General features: G+C 41.7%; 14 protein-coding genes. 3 read left to right on the top strand and 11 right to left on the bottom strand.

What is annotated here, in order from left to right:
• Positions 1-61: 61 nt before the first annotated feature.
• Genes AXF23_RS02105 through AXF23_RS02095 form a run of 3 tightly spaced genes read right to left on the bottom strand, consistent with a single transcriptional unit; the run spans position 62 to position 2,146 of the window.
• Positions 62-832, bottom strand: coding sequence for a hypothetical protein (locus AXF23_RS02105; protein WP_107624144.1), 771 nt, complete (start codon positions 830-832; stop codon positions 62-64).
• Positions 829-1,356 (bottom strand): DUF3408 domain-containing protein, encoded by a 528-nt coding sequence (locus AXF23_RS02100; RefSeq protein ID WP_107624143.1) that lies wholly within the window; start codon positions 1,354-1,356, stop codon positions 829-831. Before AXF23_RS02100 ends, AXF23_RS02105 begins: the two co-directional genes overlap by 4 nt.
• On the bottom strand, positions 1,343-2,146 hold the full coding sequence (locus AXF23_RS02095) for a division plane positioning ATPase MipZ (RefSeq protein WP_107624142.1): 804 nt from the start codon (positions 2,144-2,146) through the stop codon (positions 1,343-1,345). The genes AXF23_RS02100 and AXF23_RS02095 overlap by 14 nt, the downstream gene beginning before the upstream one ends.
• 584 nt (positions 2,147-2,730) lie before the next feature.
• Between AXF23_RS02095 and AXF23_RS02090 the strand changes: the two genes are divergently transcribed.
• The 3 genes from AXF23_RS02090 (at position 2,731) to mobC (ending at position 6,494) form a co-directional block, all read left to right on the top strand.
• The gene (locus tag AXF23_RS02090) at positions 2,731-3,150 is read left to right on the top strand and encodes a plasmid mobilization protein (protein ID WP_370445500.1); all 420 of its coding nucleotides are present in this window, start codon (positions 2,731-2,733) and stop codon (positions 3,148-3,150) included.
• Positions 3,147-4,424, top strand: a complete 1,278-nt coding sequence (gene mobB / locus AXF23_RS02085; protein ID WP_107624140.1) for a conjugal transfer protein MobB — start codon at positions 3,147-3,149, stop codon at positions 4,422-4,424. Before AXF23_RS02090 ends, mobB begins: the two co-directional genes overlap by 4 nt.
• A 66-nt stretch (positions 4,425-4,490) precedes the next feature.
• Positions 4,491-6,494, top strand: a complete 2,004-nt coding sequence (mobC, locus tag AXF23_RS02080) for a conjugal transfer protein MobC (RefSeq protein ID WP_107624139.1) — start codon at positions 4,491-4,493, stop codon at positions 6,492-6,494.
• Here mobC and AXF23_RS02075 read toward each other — a convergent pair.
• From AXF23_RS02075 to AXF23_RS02040, 8 genes are all read right to left on the bottom strand, one after another.
• Positions 6,484-7,962 carry a RagB/SusD family nutrient uptake outer membrane protein gene (locus tag AXF23_RS02075; protein WP_107624138.1) on the bottom strand — a complete coding sequence of 493 codons (1,479 nt, stop codon included), beginning with the start codon at positions 7,960-7,962 and terminating at the stop codon, positions 6,484-6,486. The two genes, mobC and AXF23_RS02075, sit on opposite strands and share 11 nt — an antisense overlap.
• Before the next feature lie 12 nt (positions 7,963-7,974).
• Complete coding sequence (locus AXF23_RS02070; RefSeq protein WP_233251217.1) at positions 7,975-9,630, bottom strand: TonB-dependent receptor; 1,656 nt, start codon at positions 9,628-9,630, stop codon at positions 7,975-7,977.
• Between the two features lie 39 nt (positions 9,631-9,669).
• On the bottom strand, positions 9,670-11,025 hold the full coding sequence (locus AXF23_RS02065) for a PKD domain-containing protein (protein ID WP_107624137.1): 1,356 nt from the start codon (positions 11,023-11,025) through the stop codon (positions 9,670-9,672).
• Positions 11,026-11,369: 344 nt separating this feature from the next.
• Positions 11,370-11,597: a hypothetical protein gene (locus AXF23_RS02060; RefSeq protein WP_107624136.1), complete on the bottom strand. Its 228-nt coding sequence runs from the start codon at positions 11,595-11,597 to the stop codon at positions 11,370-11,372.
• A gap of 116 nt (positions 11,598-11,713) precedes the next feature.
• Positions 11,714-12,136 (bottom strand): hypothetical protein, encoded by a 423-nt coding sequence (locus AXF23_RS02055; protein ID WP_107624135.1) that lies wholly within the window; start codon positions 12,134-12,136, stop codon positions 11,714-11,716.
• Positions 12,133-17,151: a hypothetical protein gene (locus AXF23_RS02050; RefSeq protein ID WP_146156720.1), complete on the bottom strand. Its 5,019-nt coding sequence runs from the start codon at positions 17,149-17,151 to the stop codon at positions 12,133-12,135. The genes AXF23_RS02055 and AXF23_RS02050 overlap by 4 nt, the downstream gene beginning before the upstream one ends.
• A 33-nt stretch (positions 17,152-17,184) precedes the next feature.
• Complete coding sequence (locus AXF23_RS02045) at positions 17,185-20,412, bottom strand: SprB repeat-containing protein (RefSeq protein ID WP_107624133.1); 3,228 nt, start codon at positions 20,410-20,412, stop codon at positions 17,185-17,187.
• Entirely contained in the window at positions 20,409-22,406 is a 1,998-nt protein-coding gene (locus tag AXF23_RS02040) for a fibronectin type III domain-containing protein (protein ID WP_233251216.1), read from the bottom strand. Before AXF23_RS02040 ends, AXF23_RS02045 begins: the two co-directional genes overlap by 4 nt.
• Positions 22,407-22,422 lie beyond the last annotated feature (16 nt).

The following is a 22,422-nucleotide window of genomic DNA, read 5'->3' as shown; positions in this document are numbered from 1 at the left end:
ATGTGGAAACCTTGTAGCTGTTAATGAGCCGTTTTCTTTTCCCGCTTCCATCGTTGATTGTTTACAGATAATATGAAAGAGGCTTGTCGTCGTCATTATCGGATGAAGTGTCAGAAGCGCTTGAATCTGCCGGTATTGAGTTTTGAGAAAACGACATTGCTTGTTGCTTGCTTTGTTCTTCCGCTTTACGGATTTTCTCCAATAGCGAAGTTTGCTCACCCTGCATCTTGGCGATGTTCTCCTTGTACTTATCCAATAGATCTGAGTCTTGAAGCTGCCGAATGGTCTCTTTGACTTCTTTCTCATCAGCCTCCTCACAGTTCTTTGCCCATTTTTGTAGGCGGACTAAGTCACGTGCGAGGACGGACTGCCCTGACATCTCGGTTTCGTCCGATGTGGGCTCAATGGGCAGAATTAATTCCTCACGGGCGACCTCATCCTCATCAACTCGCTCCATCTCGAAATCAACGTCCATCTCGTTATCCTCTTCCTTCATGTCCTCTTTCTTTTCGGAGTTTTGAGGTGCAAAATTATTACTATTCTGCTCTGAATTTTCAGATGAAGAAGCAGAGGGAACTTGTGGGATAATAGGGGAAATGGAACGGCTTTTGCCAATCAGTACAAACTCGGCTTGATCTTCTGTTCCTTCTCCTTTTTGTCCGTCTTTTTCCTTCGTCGCTTCATTCTCCTTAGTCTGCTCATTGCCCTTTTTATTTTTCTTGATAAGGATACCATACGGAGATACATACCGCATATAGAAGTACAGGATACCCAGCATTATCCAAATGATGATGAGTATCAGTATAAAACTGAAAAGTATTGTTTCCATCATAGTGTTATTGTTGTCTTGCGTCTTTGTTTTGCTGCCGCACTGTTGAGCAATTCCAAATGTTCACGCAGGTGTTCCCTAAGAATGTTGTCTATATATGCGGCTATGGAAACACGCTCCCCCAAGTCCTGCAACACGTTGCGCAGGTTCTGTAGCGTTTCCAGATTAATGGAGAAGGCTGTCCGCATTTGGGAGCGGACGGGATGAAAGTACAGGGAACGGTAGTCCTCTATGGAAAGGGAGGACACGCCGGGCTTTTCCATTCTCGGCTTCCTTTCCCGTTTCTGTTCCGTGTTCCCCGTTTCCTCTCTTTCTATTTCATCTACCGGTTTTTCTTTTGCTGTTTTCGTTTCTTTCGTCTCTTCTAAATTATTGTCTTCCTCCCTTGATGTTGCAGGGGAGGACTCAGTATCCTCGGAAGGGTCGAAGGAGTTTGGTATCGTGACAGGTTTCACCACGACATTGTCCTCTGCCATTTTCTTCAGCTTGTTTTCCAGCTGTTGCTTTCTTTCCTCAATCGTTGCCATTTTCTGTTTTCGTTTTTAGTTTGAGACGTTGAATTATCTCATTGACGAGTTCGTCCAGCCCCGTACCCGTTCGTAATCCCCTTGCAGGGGGCTGATAGGTAGAGCGGAACACTCCGCGCAGTCCGTATGTGGAAAGTTCGTGAGAGAAGCGGTGCGTGGCATATACATAGCCGGGCAGGAGCGTGAGTTCGTATTCATGGATGAGCTTTGTATATTCATCGATGATGATGTTCCTTACTCTTCTGTCCACCTTGTTCCAGAACAGGATAATGTCCTTTATCCGGGAGTCGGACATCGAAACTCCAATCTCCGTGATAGTCTTGGCGTATGCCAGACATGAAACCAGCGACTGAATATCGGCTTCAATCGGAGAAAGGATATAGTCCATCTGAAGGGACAGTTCCATCAGTTCGGTTGTTCCAGCATGTCCTGGGAAATCAAATATAACCAACTGGTACTTCTCGTTGCTGATACCGTCGATTTTACTTCGTGCAGTCCTGACGGCTTCCTTGGGTGCAGACTTGTAAATTCTGTATGCTTTTTTGCCGAGGTGATGAAAGTACTCCTGCATGGATTTGGAAAGCTCTTCGCTCTCCTGAACGATACTTTTCTCACGTTCCCTCAGTTTGTAGAAAGAGTCTTGCGACAGGTCGCAGTCCATCACGAAGAGGTTGATGCCTTGTTCGTAGTACAATATGCTGCTTACGATTTCGGCAAGAGTACTTTTTCCCACTCCTCCCTTTTGGGAAGAGAAGCCCAGAAAAAGGGGGCATTGTTCTTTGTTCTCCATAATGATAATTTCTTAGTTCATATTATTTGTCTATTTGATGTTTGGATATTCTCTCATTATTAAGAGTCATCAGCGGACAGTTTGCTCTGACTGCGTATGGTTCGGGCGATAGTCCAAAAGGACGATTTCAAGTTCTTACAATTTGTTGTATTGACAATAGTTTGTCATGACAATAAATTGTTATGAATATGTATTGTTCCTTCTTGTCATCTTTGGTGCAAGCAGGCGGTAATATGATATATCTTTTGCTTGTGTTATCATACCATTGTTCGCTCGTTCTGATTGCAAAATAAATGATATTTCTACTGATTTTATTACAGCGATGAAGTGCAGGGAAATACGAGGAAAAAGAGTGAATATCTCTGATAATGAGATATTTGAAAATCTGCCGTAACTTTGCAGGCGAGAATAATACATGGAGGTAACGTTCCGAAGCAGACACCCCAAAAGGGTGGATGCTTCTATTGCATCAACTCTTGATATTGGCAAGGTGTGTCTTTGTAACACAAACCGTCGTTTGTACCACAAAGACCCTTGCCCCGAAGGGGAGATAAATTACTCCAAAGTCGTAATTAGAAGACCAAATGAATATGAATAAAGGTACAGAATATCGTTTAGAACGAAAAAAGGCAGAAAAGCCTCGTTGGGACAACTGGCATGTGCGGTTACCCAACCCCAAAGACCAGCAAAGGGCGATTGATCTCTTTCAGCGTTCAGGTGCAGAAACGAAGTCGGACTTCGTGCGTGCTCGTATTCTTGGGGAGAGTTTCAAGGTGATTACGGTGGACAAATCTGCCGTCGAATATTACCGAAAGCTCTCAGAACTTACGGCACAAATCCATAAGATTGGTGTACTGTATAACCAAACCGTGCGTGCCATCAACAGCTATCATTCGGTCAAGTTCGCACAGATTATGCTTGAAAAATTAGAAAATTTGTCGGCTCAAATCATCGCCTTGCAGGAGCAGGCTATCAGTCTTACCATAGATTACCGCAAAAGATGATTGCGAAGATTTCAAGTACAGAGAACCTTGGAGGAGCACTCGGCTACAACTTCAAAAAGGTGGAGAAAGGGGAAGCAAGCATTCTCCTTGCCGCTGAATTGTATCAGGACAAAGAGGGAAATTATACGATGGCAGAGGTGTTTGCCGATATGCAAGCACTTATTCCAGAGAAATGCCGAACAAAAAAGACGGTGTTCCATTGCTCCCTCAATCCGCATCCAGACGAGAAACTATCCGATGAAAGGCTCACACAGATAGCCAAGGAGTATATGGAGGCACTCGGCTATGGCAATCAACCTTATATCGTGTTCAAACACAACGACATCGCCCGTGAGCATATACACATCGTGTCGCTTCGGGTGGACGGTGAGGGAAAGAAAATCAACGACAAGTTTGAAAAGCGAAGGAGCAAGAAGATTACTGATGCCTTGGAAAGAATATTTGGTCTCATTCCAAGTTCAAAGGTTGCTAACAAAGCGGTGGAAGAAACGCCCAAGGTGGATATTGGTAAAGGGAATATTAAGGAGCAGGTGTCAAATGTTGTCCGAATGGTAATGAAACATTATCATTTTTGCTCCTTGGGCGAGCTGAACGCCATCTTTTCTGCATACAACCTTACCGTAGAGGAAATCAAAACAGAGTTTCGGGGAAAGAAATATGACGGACTTGTCTATGTTCCGACTGATGACAAGGGAGGCAAAGTAAGCACACCCATCAACGCATCGGACATTGGACGTGGTGTGGGCTATACAGCCGTGCAGAACAGGATGCAGAAGTCCAAACAAGCTATCAAGCCATTGATATCAATCATAAGGTACAGGGTGTTACAAACAATGCGTACCTCTCCAAAGACAGAGGAAGAACTTCAGCAAAGACTGGAAGAACAAGGCTTGCGTGTGTTTATCCGAAAGAACGAAAGCGGGCGAATATATGGCATCACGTTCATTGACGACAAGGAGGGCATTGCTCTTAATGGCTCACGATTGGGCAAGGGATATGCCGCCAATGTTTTTAATGCCTATTTCTCCAATCCTGCCCATAACCCATTCTTGGACGAAACCTTGTATGGCAGTCCGTCTGTCCGTTTGGAACCATCAATCCTTCATCCCTTACAACAAAATACAGAGGAAAGCGACAACCTTGTCGATGAACTTATCGAGGATATGGCAGATGGCTCTTTCCTATCTACGGGCAACGATGATTGGAGAGAAGCTGCATGGCAGCGTAAGCTCCGAAAACTAAGTAAGGTAAATATTAGACGAAGAAAACATTAAATAAACGAGCATTTCTATCTCCCCTCCCTTCGGAGGGGTTGGGGGAGGCTTTAAAACAATACGATTATGGCACAAGAAGATGATTTAAGGGCATTAGGTAAAGTCATGGACTTTATGCGAGGCATATCGGTGATATTCCTTCTCATTAACTGCTATTGGTTCTGCTACGAGGCGTTCCATACATGGGGCTTTACGCTCGGCATTGTGGATAAGATACTGATGAATTTCCAGCGTACCACAGGATTGTTTTCGTCTATCCTCTGGACAAAACTCTTTTGTGTGGTTTTCCTTGCCTTGTCCTGCCTTGGGACAAAAGGCGTGAAAGAGGAGAAAATCACTTGGCCAAAGATTTGGACGGTACTTTTCTCAGGCTTTGTCTTTTTCTTTCTTAATTGGTGGCTGCTGGTATTGCCCATCGGCAAGATCGGGGCAGCTACTTTATATATCTTCACACTGTCCGTGGGTTATATCTGCCTGCTGATGGCAGGTGTATGGATGAGCCGACTACTCAAAAACAACCTTATGGACGATGTTTTCAACACGGAGAACGAAAGTTTCATGCAGGAAACGCGCTTGATGGAAAATGAATACTCCGTCAATCTTCCTACACGCTTCTACTATAAGAAGAAATGGAACAACGGTTGGATTAACGTGGTCAATCCGTTCCGTGCCTCAATGGTACTTGGAACACCGGGTTCGGGTAAGTCTTACGCTATCGTGAACAACTACATCAAGCAGCAGATAGAGAAAGGCTTTGCGATGTATATCTACGATTATAAGTTCCCCGATTTGTCGGAGATAGCCTACAATCACCTGCTTCATCACTTGGATGCATATAAAGTAAAGCCGCAGTTCTATGTAATCAACTTCGATGATCCGAGAAAGTCGCACCGGTGTAATCCTATCAATCCTGCCTTTATGACAGATATATCGGATGCCTACGAGAGTGCCTATACCATCATGCTCAACCTTAACCGCTCGTGGATACAGAAGCAGGGAGATTTCTTCGTGGAGTCGCCAATTATCTTGCTGGCAGCCATCATTTGGTTTCTAAAAATCTATGAGAACGGTAAGTATTGTACTTTTCCTCATGCCATCGAGTTCCTTAACCGTCCCTACGCACAGATATTCCCGATACTCACCTCCTACGATGAACTTGCCAACTACCTTTCACCCTTTATGGATGCTTGGGAAGGCGGAGCGCAGGACCAGTTGCAGGGACAGATAGCCAGTGCCAAGATACCACTTTCACGAATGATTTCACCTGCTCTTTATTGGGTGATGACAGGCGATGATTTCTCACTTGACATCAATAACCCTAATGAGCCGAAAGTCCTTGTAGTTGGTAATAATCCCGACCGTCAGAATATCTATTCGGCAGCACTCGGTTTGTATAACAGTCGTATTGTGAAGCTCATCAACAAGAAGAAGCAACTCAAATCCTCAGTGATTATCGATGAGTTGCCAACCATCTACTTTCGTGGGCTTGACAACCTCATTGCTACTGCACGAAGCAATAAAGTTGCCGTATGTTTGGGCTTTCAGGACTTCTCACAACTTACCCGTGATTATGGAGACAAGGAGAGCAAGGTAATACAGAACACTGTAGGTAACGTTTTCTCTGGACAAGTGGTAGGAGAAACAGCTAAGACTCTTTCTGAGCGGTTTGGAAAGGTACTCCAGCAACGTCAATCAATGACTATCAACCGTAATGACAAATCCACCTCTATCTCCACACAGATGGACAGTCTTATCCCTGCATCCAAAATCAGTAACCTCACACAGGGAATGTTTGTCGGTGCTGTGTCCGACAACTTTGACGAGCGTATTGACCAGAAAATCTTCCATGCAGAGATCGTCGTGAATAGTGCTAAGGTATCGGCAGAAATGAAAACCTATCAACCCATCCCCATAATCGCAGACTTCATAAATGAAGATGGCTCCGACAATCTCAAAGAGACTATCGAAGCCAACTACCGTAAAATAAAACAAGAGATACTCTCTCTCGTGAATTCTGAGATAGAACGAATAAAAGCCACTCCAGAACTTACCCACTTAATTAAGGAGTAGGTCTTGGTAGAAAGAAAGATTGTTTCTCTAATAATTTGCCTTGAGGAGTGACTGCTTCTTGAAGCGGGACAAACCGTAATATACTGTCCTTGTAGACCGGATAGTAGTTTGTACGTACAATGTCTGAAAGTTGTTTCATCTCATACGGTAATTCCCTTAAACGCTCCAACCAAACTTCCTCCAAAAACTTATCTGTGGTCAATACCGAAAGTGTTTTCTCTAATTCTACTAACTTGGTAGGGATAGAACGTGTGCGGACTTGGGACAGATAGTTTACTGTTTCTGGGGTAACACCCTCACTGCGAGCTATCGCTTCGGCAGCCATGAGCAGAATCTCTGCATAACGATAGACACCGACATATTGCTTTGGCTGTGCAGTTATCTCCGTACCGGAGGAAAGCCAATAGTATGGAGCTGGGGAAAAGATTTCAAAAATGGTCTTACCATCATCCTTTACCTTGAAAAAAGTATGGAAAAACTGGTGATCTTTTCCTCTCAAGTCTTCATCACCATAACAAGCTAAAAGAGTACGTGTCGGTCGAAAAGCGTTAAAAGCCACATGCTCTTTGACATTATCCCAGTTCTTGGCTATTTTCGGAAATGCAAAAGAAGCCCGCGAGAGCGTATTTTCTCCATAAATGACATATAGATATTCATCATTAGTAGGAGTTGTGCGGAGCATATTGAAAGCGGATTGGTCTTCGCGGACGCCATTGGAAGCAAGTTGGTGCTTGCCTGACTTGATAATAGGGCGCAGTATTTCTGCTGCCTGAACATATTTGTCCTTTTGCAACGGTCTGCCACTCATGTGCAGATAGACATCACCCAACAAGGCACGAGCGACCAAAGATGTCACATGCGATTTGTTTTCAACAAAACTTTTATCCGGTAAAGTCGCGATGGCTTCAAGCAAATCTTTCTCGACTTTGGCATAAGATGCTTCCATGCTGAGGTATGAGGAGTCTGTCCGTTTATTAGGGAACGCCCCGAAAACACGGATAAGATAAAAGCGGTTGAAGGCACGGAAAAATTTAGCTTCACCTATAAGTCTTACCTGTTCTGCCGGATTTAATCCTAACGTATTTGGTATTTGTTGGATGATGGTATCCGCTGCCTCTATTCCATCAAAACAGGTGGAATATATTTGCTTAGCCAAATCCTTGACAGAGGAGGCTGTCATATTTTGCATTGTAAGTGCAGGGTAATAGCCCTGAGTCGCCTCACTTTCAAATAGTCCCGACAGGTAACTTCCCCATGCCAAGGGTATGCCGTTATCTTGATCCGTAGAAAGATAAAGTTGTGATAGACCTTTGGTATAAAGTTCATTCACAGCTGCGCGGGCTGCTATTGAGTCCCCATACGTTTTCGTTATATTTCCTACCGGTTCTACGGATTCGTTTTGACAGGAAGAAACGAAAATAACTCCCATTATAAGAAGTAAAACTTTTGACTTTATATTATTTCGCATAAATCATTTGTTTTAAAATGAATAACTATAGCTTATCTGACTGGTCAGAGAAGAAGAATTTGTTAATGTCGCTTCTGACAGGGAGCGGTGCTGATAGGCAATACTGGCATTTAATCCATGCCGTTTGAGAAAACGATAACTGGCATGCCACCGTGCATTGTAGATTGTTGCCAACTTCCTTCCCGCTTCCTGAGTTTGGTTGAAAGATAGTGTCAGTCCTGTTGTTAAGGCTTTCTTAAAAAGATGTTTCGAACAGGTAAGGGCTGGGCCTATCGTCAGAACATTCTTGCGTGATGCATAATTATTGCTGGCATTTATTTCTGCTGTCACAGAGAAATCCAAAGGTGTGAAGTCTATGCCATAATTGGCGCCAAGATTCATAAATCTGGTCAGATTGCCCGGCATGATGTAACGCCCCTGTTTGTCTGCGGCTTCCTGATAACTTGCATTGGCAGAAAGTGTATGAGATTGTGTCTCGCTGTTTCGCAATCGCCAGTTCAGATTCATGTCTATGCTGTTGTTCAACTGAGTAAACCGCAGGGTATCAAGGTTTTCGTATGGTGTTCGCTCATTAATGTAGTCAAATGAGGATTTAATATTACGGTGCGCTTGATAGCTGGATATGGAAATCGAAGCAGTGAACCTGTCATTGGGTGTGAAATTGATATTGACAGAACCCACAAAGCGCTTGTTCCTTTCCTGCTTTTGGTTGGAAAGGTCATCTCTCTGTACACCTCCACTAAGTGCAAGGCTCAGTCTGTCCTTAAAGAAATTACGACTATAGTTGAGTGTTGCGTTCTCATAATCGTTGTTGAAGTAATATGCACCCAGTGTTTCGTAGTCAGGACTGATTCGTTCGTAACCAACACCGATGGTATTTCCCAAAAGGCTATATGTCAGGTCGGCCTTGAAAGCATGGTAGTGGTTTCTCTCCTTCGTTCTTAAATCGCGTTGCATAATACTCAGACCATATTCCAAGGATAGCTTCAGATTTTTGATTACATTCAGACTTCCTTCCACTCCTATGGCAATGTTGCCTTTGGGATATATTCCCAAAGCATCTGAATCGAAAGAGATGTCTCTCTGTTTATCCCTTGCAGTGAAGATTGTTCCGCCGACGGAGAACTTCTCTCCATCATATCCGGCTTTAACACCGTATCCCCAACGCTCATAATTAGGACGGATTGCAGGATTAGAAGCATCAATATCCACCTTTCTAAAAAGCCGTCCACCCATTGCAGAAAGTCTCCATCTGGCAGGAGAAAGTTCTATCCCCACACCTGTAAATTGATGACCATTAAGCGTATAAGGGCTGAAACTCATCGACACATCACCGATATGTGCCCGTATCCACTTATAAGAAGGATGAAGACTCAGTCTGTTAGGTAATGATGGGTAAGAAAAGTTTGAACCATAATTGTTCAGGTTGAACGATAAGGGAATGTTCAACAACTCATATAGCGACAGGTTTACTGAACCGGACAGTTGATAAGTAAAGGATTGACGGGATTGTTTGGGCGTACTGTTGAATTGGGTAGCATTCGCTGAAATGCTACCACTGATTTTTAGCGGCTTCTTCTTGCGAAACTCCAGTATCTCCTCCACATTTTGGGCTGATACGGCGTTGCTCCATGCTATAAACATGAAGATACCCAAAGCTATACGCATAATATGAGGTCTGTTCATATGTCTTATATGTGTATGTTGTTATTCCCCAGCTCTCTTTTCGAGTTTGACATCTGCTATAATATAGGATTGTGAGCCATCTTTGACGAACTCCTTGATTCTGATGATTCCCTTTCTACCGTCTGCAGTACGCACCAGCACGAAATGTGGTGCGCTGGTTTTATTGAAGATTGTCTGATTTGTTTCCGACCATTTTGTGAATTGATTCAGGTCGGAAGGCTTTTTGATGTTGTCAAAGACGGCATTGGTAATGTTAATTCCCATAGAACTGGGGTTGTTAATGAATGTAGCTCCTTGGGCACTGTCTATCTTTGGGAAAGAATTGGCTTCTGCCTGATTGGGTGCAAAGAAGTAGCAGTAATTGAAAGAGGAGTTAAGGGCAAAGAAACCGAAGTCAATCCATGCTCCACACTTTTTCTCCACAATCTTACTTGATGTTACCACACCACCTTCTTTGGCAGAGTAAAAACATCCTACACTGTTCTTTGCCTCATTGATACCGAATTTTAGATTATTCTGCTTGATAATGCCACTGTTTGGTTGGATAATGATGCTTTTCTCTACTATTTTTTCTTCTTTACCATTGCCGGCAATCATCTGTACTTTATAAGTACCAGCATGTTCAAATCGAATTGTTGTCGTCTCGTCTGTAGGAGACATTACATTGGCTCCTGCGCATACCCAGCGATAAGATAACCCACCAGTGGTGAAATTGGTCGTTTCCAGCGTAAGTGGTGCTTCCCAATCCTGATCTACAGGTAGAGGTTCATACGAAAAATCAGCTTGTATAGGAGGTTGCAGGGTCAGACTTTTAGTTAGTTCCTCATATTTACTGCCATTGAATACTTTCAGATGGATTTTATGCTCCCCACCATCCGCAAAGGTTATCGTGCCTGGATGCTGTAGGTTGGATGTAGAGGGAATACCATCTTCAAAAGTCCACTCGTATTGACTTCCACCCTTACTCTTGTTGGTAATAGATACCATGCCCGGGGCAATGTCGTTGAGAGCGATTGAAAAATCAAAGTCTATAGTCATGGCGGAATCAACCCTGATGGTTTGCTGACTTGTCCTTTCCTCTACAGCATTCCACACTCGCAAAGTTATTTTGTGCTCACCAGCCTGAGTGAACACGACCTTAGCCGGAGTTCTCTCATTGGAACTACTGGGGGTGCCACCCTCAAAAGTCCATTCATATGCATCAGCCCCATAACACTCGTTTTTCAATTGGATGGTTACAGGAGAGGTCTTATCTTCTGATGATTCGATTGAGAATGCAGACTCGATTGGGACAGCTGTCTCTTTGAGACAAGACGATAATAAAACTGTAAAAAGCAATATTACTATTGAACGAAATGGGATATTATCATTATTCATTTTCCTTATTTGATATTCTGTTATACCATGCACCATGCAGATTCTCTTCTATATATGAATTATCTTTGAACATATAAACCAGTAACTCTAGGCATAGTTCCATACTTTCTTCATTAATCCCTTTTCCATAATTCTTTATTTGACATATGCAAATGGATCATGACAAATATATGTCGCTAATAAACTAATAATTTTAATTCTCTTCATATTAACTTATTTAAACGTTATTATTTTGCCTGTTTTCAAATTTACCTTTCTTGTCAATTTGATTTCGGACTGAATTACAAACTCCTCAATTTTATTTTTAGATTAATATTCTCCAAAATATTCGTCTTTTTGACAACTTATAATGTGGGCACAATCTCTCTATCTTCGTATATAGTCACATTATCTCTAATTTTTTCGGCCAATATAGCAAATTCTTCAAAACTATAACACTCTTCTTCTTTCCTCAAAAGAAAACTTCGCGAGTAATCCACAAAACTATTGTAAAAAACCACACTAATGATTTTTACCCCATTTACATTATATATAGAATAATCCCAATCTTTCTTTTGCACTAACTTCTTCATCTTAAAATCTCTTTAACACTGTAATCAATATCTTTTATCATACCTTCCGTTTTAATAATAGCTTCTGTTGGTAAGGCAGTATTTCCAGACACTTGCAGCATATATTTAACATCGAACTATCTCTGGAAATCTTCTATTTCATTTATCAAAGTGCTATAGCATCTCAACTGAGTAAATTCTTTTTTTTGTTTTATCCTTTCATAGAGATTACTATAATCAAAAACCAAATAGCGATCTATATATAATTTTATTTTACATAGATAAATGAAGTATAGTATCCTACAAACATTTTTTCTGTTTACTTCAACATCATTAATTATTTTATTTATTCTGTCAAGGCTTACTTCATTATCCACTAACATTGCATGCAGAGCCCATACAATATTTGAACAATCAATCACCTCGGCATTACTATCATAATGCTTTGCTACTATAATATTTATCAGATTTCCGTCAAAAACAGATTTTTTAACAATATTATATTCTTTTGAACACCTCGTGTAGTTCAATGATTTGATTATTTCATCTTCTCTTTTCATTGGATAATTATTTGAGTTGTGTATATATTCGTATTTTTTACTTTTATGGGTTCTATAATTGCCTCTGAGAAACCTCCTAAAGTCTTGCCTCCAGGAATCCATAGCAATTCATCAGCCCCTATTTCATTACCTGATGGTATTCTTAATTTAGAGTGTGTGTTAATTTTAATATCAACTCTAATCAATTTATCACCTTGATGTAATTTTGAAGACCATGAACCTTCTGGAATACCCAATTCGTTTTCAATCTGTGAAATGTTTTTACCCGTTCTTTGTAAAAGTTTGTCCATCTCTATTTTGGGCATTATAAATAATCCATCATCTCTTCCTATTTGTCCATAAGTATTAACAGATTTCTCAAACGAAAGACAAGAAACCTCTCCTTCAAACTTAGCCAAATGCTCTTTTATATAACGTGTCTTTAAATAGGTTTCAGGTGCTGGACGTTCCCCCTTCCTGATACTTAAAATATCCTGTTTGGTTTTACCATTGATAAAAATATCATCAGGTGCTCCCCATTTATCATTTGGAAGATTTTTAGCGTCTGCAAAAGCTATAAAACTTTTTTCTTGTTTTATTACATTCTGCCTTACCTCTGCAGAGAGTTCTGCCCAATCATTGGAGTTCTTCAACTTAGTTATTGCTATTCGATAATCTAAATATTTAGATACTAATTGGTTTTTAAAACTTTGATTCAACGATTCTGGCAACTCTTTGACAAACTTATAGCCACCTTGTCCTAGGTTCTTTAAACCGATAAGCCCCATAGCAGCGTTGTAAATCTCCACCACTTCTTTCACTCTAGGGCTACTAATCATCTGTGTGTTAATCGCAATATTCCCAACGGCTCCTGCAACTTCAGCCATTGCCCAAAGTCTACGGGCCCAATGGACTTTTGTAGCTAACGCTGTTCCTCCACTTAGAGCAATTGTAGCAATATCAACTGCAAGTAAAGAGTTTTTTTCTACTTTGTCGTTAAACAGCTTATCATTATAATACTGTAAAAAAACAGCTGGTACAATATAATATGTTGAGTCTTTGAGCTGTCCCCCTAAAGCTTCTCCTATTAAATCAATTTCTAAATCTTTAGGCAAAAGTAAAATAGGTGAAAAGGGTAATAATTTTGTAACAATTTCATCCTGTTGGTTAGAAGTAATTATGTTTCTTACATAACTTATATGCTCAGTCCTACGTTTAATATCAACCTTACCTTCATCTGTTAATTCCCCTTTATACACATATTGTGTATATCCAGCCATTGTCTCTGATAGTCGAATTGGCTCCAAATTTAGAACTAGTACAGAACTCTGTGACTCGATTCTTGAACTATAAAATTTTGGTGTTTCCAAATACATTGATACTAATATGTCTATGAATCGAGTGTAATTCCGTCCCTCCCAAGGAAGAATTCTCACATCATCCATTCCAGCTATCAATTTTTTTAGCAAAGACGCTTCATTCTCTTCTAATTTTACAAAAAAGGTTGAATAATCTTGTCCTTTTATGCAAGAGAGAAGACGTAAGATAGATCTTTCTGAAGGTTCTTTTATATTTTTTGATGAAACAATTATTTCTATTAAGTCGATTATTCTATTGTATGGCAAAGTCCTCAGGGAAGTAATACAAACAGAATCTATGACTTCATTAACAATCTTTATATCTGTTTTATTACTAAGTGAGGAAAGAGATATGCTATCACTCTTTAACTTCTCATCCGGACAAAGTTTAACCTGTTTCCCCGTATACGCACTACGGCATGAGACATCTGCATTCCAAAGTATTTCTGTTTTCCATTCACTTTGATTGAGAAGATGTACTTCTCCTGTTATAGGATTGGATGTACAAGTAGCTGTCGCATATGCATAAACACAACCATCACCCTGATATTTATAGATTATAACTTCACTTGGTTCTGATGTTGTATTATAAAATATTTTGATATTTTTCGCTTTGCTATCTCCTGCTTTAACCCCATTCTGATTAACATAGTCTTTTACATTATTATTCCATGAATAATTATCTATTAGCTTTCCATCCCCACCATAGAGTACATATCCCCAAATACGGTTAGAACCAATATGAATGATTTTCACAATAGTCCCGTCACGAACAGGAGTATTTACACGATAGATGAGTTGTCCAGATGGACTTATTCCCAAATTGCTACCAGAGACCATTGCAACCTTTTCTGTCAAGTTGACTTTTTCACTCTTGTCAAACATGGTAAATACTGCAGGATTGGCCATGATATTCCACTGGAAAGCAGCAAGGTCGGTTCCCGTTTCAGTGTAATCAAGCAAATTGTTTGTTGTTCCCTGCGTACCTTTCCCATATTCAGCATCAAAAGTATGCTGAAGTGTGAAAATGCCATGTCCCAATTCATGGGAAATGGTATGAGCCAATGAATTTACCTTGACACCATTATCTGCAAAGATATATCCAAATCTACTTTTGCGAGGCATTTCACCAAGTAAACCTTCCTTTTGTCCCTCAAACCCCTTGGCTCCATTAAGAACAAATAGGTAGACGCCGTCAGGTGTCCCTGCTTCCTGCTGGTAAGTCTTCTGCAGGTTACGCATTTCTTGGCTCTCCTTGAGTTCCTTGTCATAGCCCCAGAAAGACTTGCCGACCGTACTCAGCAGTCCATCCTTTTCACTTTCTACTTCCCAGTCATAATTGCCGCGCATGCTTTCATCCACATTCACTGTAAACTGCACGCCAACAGGATTATAGATGGTATTGAGTTGCTGTTCAATAGCAGATTTATCTAACTTAACTTCGTTTATCGGAACAAGAGTTACCTTATGCTGCTGTTTCGTATAGCTCACCACACGGAGTTTGCCGATAACCACTCCTTCGTAGACGGCAAAAACATCATAACTTGCACCAGACGATACGGAACGCAGGCTAATCGTCCATGTCTGTTCTGCCTCATTAAGCTTTGCCGGCAGTGCAGCAGTATTGGGTTCAGAGGCAAAGTGAACCTTTTTCAAGTCAATATTCCTCAAGCCATCATACTTTGCCGTAACAACATCATTCTCTCCCACAGGAACAAGTTTCCAAGGTGCAATATAGCCTTTGGCAAATGGCTTGTAAAAGCGGTCTACCTTAACACTCTTCTTGTACCATTTCTCCTGACCATCATCAAAGGCATATTTCCCCTCTCCAGGCTTAAAGTGTATATAGCCATACTTGCTTGACAGAGATTCCGTATTGAAATCTCCAACACGATTCACACGTTCACAATTAAGTTCTATCTTTTCGTCCTTTCTCCCCGTTTCGACATCATTGCCAGTCCCTTCGGTATTTTGTTCTGACGGGCTAATCTGATAGGTATTTCCCTTTTTGTCAGTAACGAGCATAGGGAAAATACGCTCATACGAGGCATTCTCTGGCACATCTACTTTTATGGTCTGTGGATTACCATCAGCATCGGTTGTTTCTAATTCTCCTGTCTTGGGATTGTATATAAATTGTGGTATATCGGGGAGTGTAAAGCCCATTTTATGTTCACGCATACGGATAGTAGCAGGTTTTATATCCTTACCGCCATCATCAACATAATCAAGGTTGGCTATCTTCCCCTTCTTCTCATCGTAGGACGCTTCTACCGTACCGTCTATCTGAAAGTTATCCACATTGATGCGTAGACGGTCAAAACGAAGCGCAACAGGAGCGTCAATAATGGTTTTCAGTCGGGTCTTGCCACGTCCGGAGTACCAGCCATCCCCCAGGGGAACAGCATCGATGATGGTCATGGGATAATCACCACCAATAGTAACGATGTCCCCTGCCTTTATCCGTAAGTTCGGCTCCTGCGACAGGTCTTTCCTCACAGGTTCCTTTCCACAGTCAGCCAGTAGCTCATCATTCTGTTTGCTGAGTGTAAACTCACTGACACCAGAGAATACCGGACGGTCATCCGTACAAAGCGTCCCCACACGCCATTCATATGTCCAACCTAATTTCAATTGGGACAGTGTAAGGTGTTCACCTGCTATCCGGGTTCTGCTCCATTCATAAGTATTGAGCTTGGTCTTGGGACGACATTCCACAATGTAGCCAGTGGTTCCTATAACTTTGTTCCATGAAAGATCCACCTTGGCAAAACGGGGAAGGGCTCTCAAACCCGTCGGTGCCTGACAGTTGTCATTAAGATAGAACCAGTTGATTTCACTATAACCGCCGTTTTCAAACATACCCACTTCATCAACACCGTCACGGGCTATGGCCTGCACCTGCCATGCATAGCAACGGTTAGGGAAGAGAACTGGTTCAAGATGGGTATAATTCAAAGTCGTATTGCGCGTGCGGACACGATAAATTTCATTGCCGTAGGCAAAGGCTGATTGTGGAGCAGCTCCGTTATTGGGAAGTTCTTTGAGCACAAACTCATACTCTGTGCCTGCAAGTCCCTGATGACGGGGCATCCATTGGAAACGAAGATAGAGCGGCTCTGTGACTCCAATTTGGGCATCCTTTTCAGGAAAGTTGAGAATCGGAGGTTTCTTCACATCCAAATAGGAACGTCCCGTATGCCAATCAGAAAGCGTTCGTCCAGTATAATAGTCTACCACTTGCACAGAGAACTCCGTATATCCGGTGGGTAACTGTCCGTTACGCAGACTGCCATTAATTTGCAGGTTCTGTGGTTGAAGATAGGGGGACAGGTCTATATTGGTCAGGCGGGTCGGGACATTTGCACTGAGCTCCAGCATCGGGTAGCTGATTTCCTCACGGCTGGTGGCAAGAAAACCTGTGCTCTTAATCTTAATGCGTAGTCTGGCAAAGAGTAAAGGTTGCTGCAGGTCGCGGTTGAGCAGATTGACAATCAGTCTGTCACGGCTTCCGCTATAATAATCCGACAAGTAAGGACTTTGAGGAGACGGCCATTGAACGGTGGCATGGATAGGATAGTACTGGGCATACCCCTGCTGCTTTCCTGCCCAACAAAGGATGAGGAAAATCAATAAAACCTTAAAACGCCAATAGAAATGAGTATGTTGTCTGTTCATATGACCTGCTTTTATCATGAGTCCTATCAATTGTTATTTTCTTTTTTTCGTGATTCTAAGTGTGGATTTCTCGTTTCCAACAGACAGCTCCACTTTGAATACTCCTTCCGTATCACCACGCAATTCATACTCAAAAGTATGCTTTTGGATGTTTTTAATCTCCTTTTTATCCATTTCAACAGATGTCGGAGAGAGGAGTCTAAGTGTAAAATCTCTTGGTTCTTTGAGTTCTACATATACTTTAAAATCCCCTGTAGTCGGATTAGGGCTAACCAAAAACTGTTTGATCGCATCTCCTTTTCCATCGGGCAAAACTACTCCTCCTTCACCAAGGACTTCTAATCTTTGGCTGACAACCGTAGAACAGTCACCCAAATATCCTGTGAGTGTTACTTCATAGATACCGGGTGTTGGAATGGTAAAGACAACACTTTCGTTGGACTTGCTTGTAATAACAGCATTGTCGGGCAAGGACCATTCTAATTTGTCTGCCCTTATACGGCTGATGTTGACAGCATGAATAGGAGAACCAGCTGTGACAGATGACGGTATGGTTATATCCAAAGGCAATTCTGTGTTGCTGGCTTTGATTTCAACCTCAGCTGTTGCCGTACAACCTTTCTCATTCGTAATAACAACTCGATAATGACCGGCTTTGCTTACTATAAGTTCCTTGCCGGTTTCTGTTAGGACTTGTCCGTCATGCAGCCATTGATAGGTGACATTTTCTTCGCTCGGTATGGCTGTTATTTTACGTGATTGCTCATGGCAAAGTGTAAACCCGCCATTAAGTTTTACCGTCATCTCTTCCGGTTGTTCCAAGACAACACGATAATGGAGGGAACAGCCGGCTTGGTCGCTAACGACAGCTACGTACTCTCCTGCTTTGAGATGTTCCCGATTAGGTGTAGATATGGTATTGTCATCTTCCCAATGTATGGTATAAGGAGCCGTACCTCCTGACAGTTCAAGAGATATTGCACCATTGTCTGCACCGTAACAAGTCGGATTGGTAATCGTTGGTTTGATATAAATGGCTTCAGGAGTTGTTACCTCGACATTCCCGGTAATGGAACAGCCGCGACTGTCTACAACTCTGACAAAAAAGCTGCCTGCTTCATTGATGGTGAGATTTGCTTCCGTTGCTCCTTCCTTGTTCCATTCATAAGTATAGGGAGCCGTACCACCGGTTACGGTTGTTGAAATAAGTCCTGCTCCTCCGCTACATGAAGGTGGGCGTGTTGTAAATGACAGTGACAGCAAGTCCGGCTGTTTAAGTTCAAACACAGCCGATTCTACGGATATTCCATTGCTGTCTGTAATTTTAACTTGATATTGCCCCGTTGAAAGATTATGGGCAACACTGTCTATCTGCAACGGAAGTTGTTCTTTTGTACTTCCTGATATTTTATACCAAGCATAAGTATAGGGAAGCTGTGCGGAAATAATAGGTTTACCACCTTTTCCATGAGCAGTCAACTCCCCATCACTATCACCATGACAGCTGACAAAATGTGTTTCTTCAACATCTACAGTTAAAAGAGGCGGTGCAGAAAGTGTCATTGCTAATTGCGCATGGCAACCACAGGGATCCTGTTTGTCTTCATTCCCTAACAGAGCAAATCTCATGTCTTCAGCTATAGCAGTATATTCGCCACGAGGAATATTGCGAAGTGTATAGATGTATTGATTACCATCCGAATGCGAATCTGTTGGTGCAAAGACTTGTCCATCACTCTTCCGCACAAAACGTACTGTATATCCGGAAGCGGAAGGGGTGCCACCGGAAACAGCTATTTGAATAGCCCCATCGGAAGATTGATAGGCCAAAGGGCTGGTTTTGCTCTTTTCTGTAATACTTACAGCCTCACTTGGCTCTGTAAGTATCACTTGGTGGATAAGTTCTTCTCCTGATGATGTCTTAGCAACACAACCATTGCTGTCTTGCACACGTAAGGTATAATTGCCAGCTGATAGCCGTTTGAAACTTACATTGCCCGTATTGAATGTTTGTGTCTGCACAACAGAACCGCCTGCATCTGTAAGTGTAGCGGTGAAATTCCCTGTTCCACCGGATGCCGTCAGCATAATCTCTCCATCATGACCGGAAAAACAACTGATATTCTTTTGGATAAAGGAGTGGGTGATGGCAGGCCGTTCATTTATCGTTACATTTAAAATATGCTTCGAAGTTTCACGATAAGTATTTTGACCATTACTGTGCGTGCCCCTTAATTGGAACGTATATGCACCTGCAGCAAGGTCGTTAATTCGAAAACTATTTTCAGCATCAAGTGCATCTATATTAGAACCTGTGCCTCCTGTTTTAAAAACAGCTAAAGCTTCTCCCGGCCAGAGTGGTCTGTCAAGGAATACACGTAAAGATGCATCACCAGATTGATGGCATTGTTCCAATGTTATATCATGGGATAGAATATGAGGGGCAGAATAGGTCGGTGTCAATATAATCTTTTTATAGTCAGCCTCATTTCTAGTTTCGTCAGTTATAGCATTGATACGGAAAAGAATATTCTTCCCTTGCCTTACCAGTTCGTTAAATGCACTTCGTGCATACAGGTCTGTCCCCTTGAATGTTACAACAGATTTACCTTCACTGTAAGATACTGTATTAGGCATATCATGCCATATACTCTCGCCTATTGTTTGATATTGCCACTTATAGGTGGATTCCACAAATCCCTTAGTTGCTTTCAACGTGATAACATCATTGTCCGGCAGCAAGTTCAAAGAGGACGCCGTTCCTTGACCTTTATCGGTGTAGTAATGGAGATGGATAAAAACAGGAAGGACTTCTATTGTCAATATTGTTTGTACTAAAGGAAAGAAGTCTTTCCCATCATCTCCATGAGAAACTACCCTATGCAGATAGGGGGTATTACTATCTATCAACAATTCATTATCCCCTTTTGATGAATGATGAATTACCCAACCCCATGTACGTTTCCCCCAAAATAATAACTTATAGGGTCTTTCTTTTTTTGTAAATCTACTTATAATAGGAGAGGGGGCATTAAAATACTCTCCCTTATCAAGAGAACCAGTTTTCCAATATCTTAAGAATTTAGTTCCAACATTGGATACGCTAGAGATGCTATATTCTGTAGAATTCATTGGATTTCCTGAATTTCTCATTCTGCCAAATGAAATTGTTAATTGGTACTCCCCTTCTACTTGTGCATTCATAGGAAATGCACATATTGAATAGAGCAATATTGATAAGAAATATTTTATTTGTTTCATAATCTGAGCCTCTTCTTTTGACTTATTGAGCTATGATTCTTTGCTTTAACGACTAAGATATATTCATTCTCTTTTCCTTGTAAGATTTCTTTATCTACAAATTCTCCTGAAGCCGGTAGATTCTCTCTATAAAGGAATTTTGTCTTGGAATCGTCTAACTTATATAATGCTACGGACATCAAATCATTATAGTGTATATTCCATTTGATAGCGATACCTTCTGGCAAGGCTTCCAAGTCGAATTTAATCGAATCATTGTCCATCCCTTGCATCTTAGATTTCAATATTATAGGATTGGATAAGTGAGAACGTAACTGATTAGAGGTATAAGCAATCACCTGATAGAGATAACTTTTCCCTGATTCAATGTCATAATCTTCATACCTCATACTTATGGGACTTTCAACACGCCGAGCAACAAGACGAGTTCTGTCCTCCACGTCAGTACGTACCACAATAAATCCGGCAAGATAGGGATTTTCATCTTGGGTCCATTCAATAATATTCCTCCCATTCTCTGCTTTCCACCCGACAATTACAGGTGTCGTTGGGGGAATAACATTTGGCTTAATAACCTCTATCGTCTCACTCAGATCAGACTGGTTATATCGTTCATCAAGGGCTGTTAAAGCATAATAAACCTTATTATTTAGGTTGTCAAGGTTTATACTGTCCGTATAGGCTGTTTCACGGATGGCTAAATCCGTAATGGGAATCAGTTCCTCTCCCTTTGTTTGTCCGCGATATAGCCGATAACCATAAATATCAGCATCAGAATTGGGCTTCCATGACAAATGCACGGCACCGAGGCTGTCTATTTGTGCAGATAAACCTTGTGGTATTCCCGGCGGCACACTGTCCACGGGCTGGATAAGTACCGGTAAAGAACGGGTAGAAGCACCTTGCTTGGCTTCTGCCTCAATTTTATAATAGATATGCCTTCCAATATTCGTTATATGATAATTCCGCTGCTGTGGATTGAGGTTGCCGATAAGAATGGTATAATCCTTGTCGTCAGTAGAATGAAGAACATTAAAGCCTTTGATTAACTCCTGTGATGCACCATCAAACTGCCAAGATATGTCTGCTCCACCGTTCCTGTCAAATGAGGAACTTGTTATCATCGGTATAGCCTTCAAAGCAGGATAAGCAATCCCGGAAACAATATCACTGTACGCCCCCTTACTGCCGAAAGGCGTTACGCCAACAACCCTATAATATATGGCCTTCCCTTCAGGGATACTATCCAAATAGGTAATCGGAGCATAAGGATTCTTATCCACATCTGCAATGCGTGTAACGGGCAAGTCTGAAATTGGCTTAAAAATCTTACCATCCTCGCTCTTCTCAATAAAATAAGAAGAATAAAGATAGGATAGCGTATTATAATCCCACGATAAAAAAGCCCCGGCTTCGCTAAAACGGGCAGACAATCCGACGGGACGAATTAGTTTAGCTGTATCACCGACAATGGTAAAAACAGACCCTTGCCCTATTTGATACTTTCCCTTAGGTACAAGAGGAGTAATACGGTACAAGTACCGTTCACCATTTTTTATATCCTTATCCTCCCATCCCCAGCCGATTTCCTTAGCCATTGGGAAACAGAGATCCGCGGCATAAAGAGAAAATAAATAGCGTTGCTGCCGCATTTCATCAAGGGAAATGGCCTTAGATATAGGATTATTACCCAAACTGACTTCAAAGTCTTCCCCAAAGACAGCCTGTGCAATGACTGCTCCCATCGGATATTGTGCTGCAATCCGTTTTAATGTATCTGTCGCTTCTGGTTTCAACCTTTCCGAAAGAACTTTCAACTCAGGTTTATCCAATACGACACCAGAACGTGATACTGTCAAACGCTCCAAACGAACACCATATTGATTAAGCAAGTCCCAACTTTTCGCATCACTTGGAATCCAACGCAAGAGAATACGGTCAGAATGTATTTCTGCACGGGTTCTGATATTGGATGTCAATTTCTGTTGTGCCATTCCAATAAGGGCGTAA

Origin of the sequence: Prevotella sp. oral taxon 313 (assembly GCF_003043935.1) — a bacterium.
Classification (GTDB): domain Bacteria; phylum Bacteroidota; class Bacteroidia; order Bacteroidales; family Bacteroidaceae; genus Prevotella; species Prevotella jejuni.
The sequence above is the reverse complement of the archived record's forward strand: the minus strand, read 5'-3'. Positions and strand labels throughout refer to the sequence as shown.

Coding starts and splice junctions, on each gene's coding strand:
- AXF23_RS02060 (WP_107624136.1), bottom strand. CDS start 11,597: ATGAAGAAGTTAGTGCAAAAGAAAGATTGGGATTATTCTATATATAAT.
- AXF23_RS02055 (WP_107624135.1), bottom strand. CDS start 12,136: ATGAAAAGAGAAGATGAAATAATCAAATCATTGAACTACACGAGGTGT.
- AXF23_RS02045 (WP_107624133.1), bottom strand. CDS start 20,412: ATGAAACAAATAAAATATTTCTTATCAATATTGCTCTATTCAATATGT.
- AXF23_RS02100 (WP_107624143.1), bottom strand. CDS start 1,356: ATGGCAACGATTGAGGAAAGAAAGCAACAGCTGGAAAACAAGCTGAAG.
- AXF23_RS02040 (WP_233251216.1), bottom strand. CDS start 22,406: ATGGCACAACAGAAATTGACATCCAATATCAGAACCCGTGCAGAAATA.
- AXF23_RS02105 (WP_107624144.1), bottom strand. CDS start 832: ATGATGGAAACAATACTTTTCAGTTTTATACTGATACTCATCATCATT.
- AXF23_RS02065 (WP_107624137.1), bottom strand. CDS start 11,025: ATGAATAATGATAATATCCCATTTCGTTCAATAGTAATATTGCTTTTT.
- AXF23_RS02095 (WP_107624142.1), bottom strand. CDS start 2,146: ATGGAGAACAAAGAACAATGCCCCCTTTTTCTGGGCTTCTCTTCCCAA.
- mobC (WP_107624139.1), top strand. CDS start 4,491: ATGGCACAAGAAGATGATTTAAGGGCATTAGGTAAAGTCATGGACTTT.
- mobB (WP_107624140.1), top strand. CDS start 3,147: ATGATTGCGAAGATTTCAAGTACAGAGAACCTTGGAGGAGCACTCGGC.
- AXF23_RS02050 (WP_146156720.1), bottom strand. CDS start 17,151: ATGAACAGACAACATACTCATTTCTATTGGCGTTTTAAGGTTTTATTG.
- AXF23_RS02090 (WP_370445500.1), top strand. CDS start 2,731: ATGAATATGAATAAAGGTACAGAATATCGTTTAGAACGAAAAAAGGCA.
- AXF23_RS02070 (WP_233251217.1), bottom strand. CDS start 9,630: ATGCGTATAGCTTTGGGTATCTTCATGTTTATAGCATGGAGCAACGCC.
- AXF23_RS02075 (WP_107624138.1), bottom strand. CDS start 7,962: ATGCGAAATAATATAAAGTCAAAAGTTTTACTTCTTATAATGGGAGTT.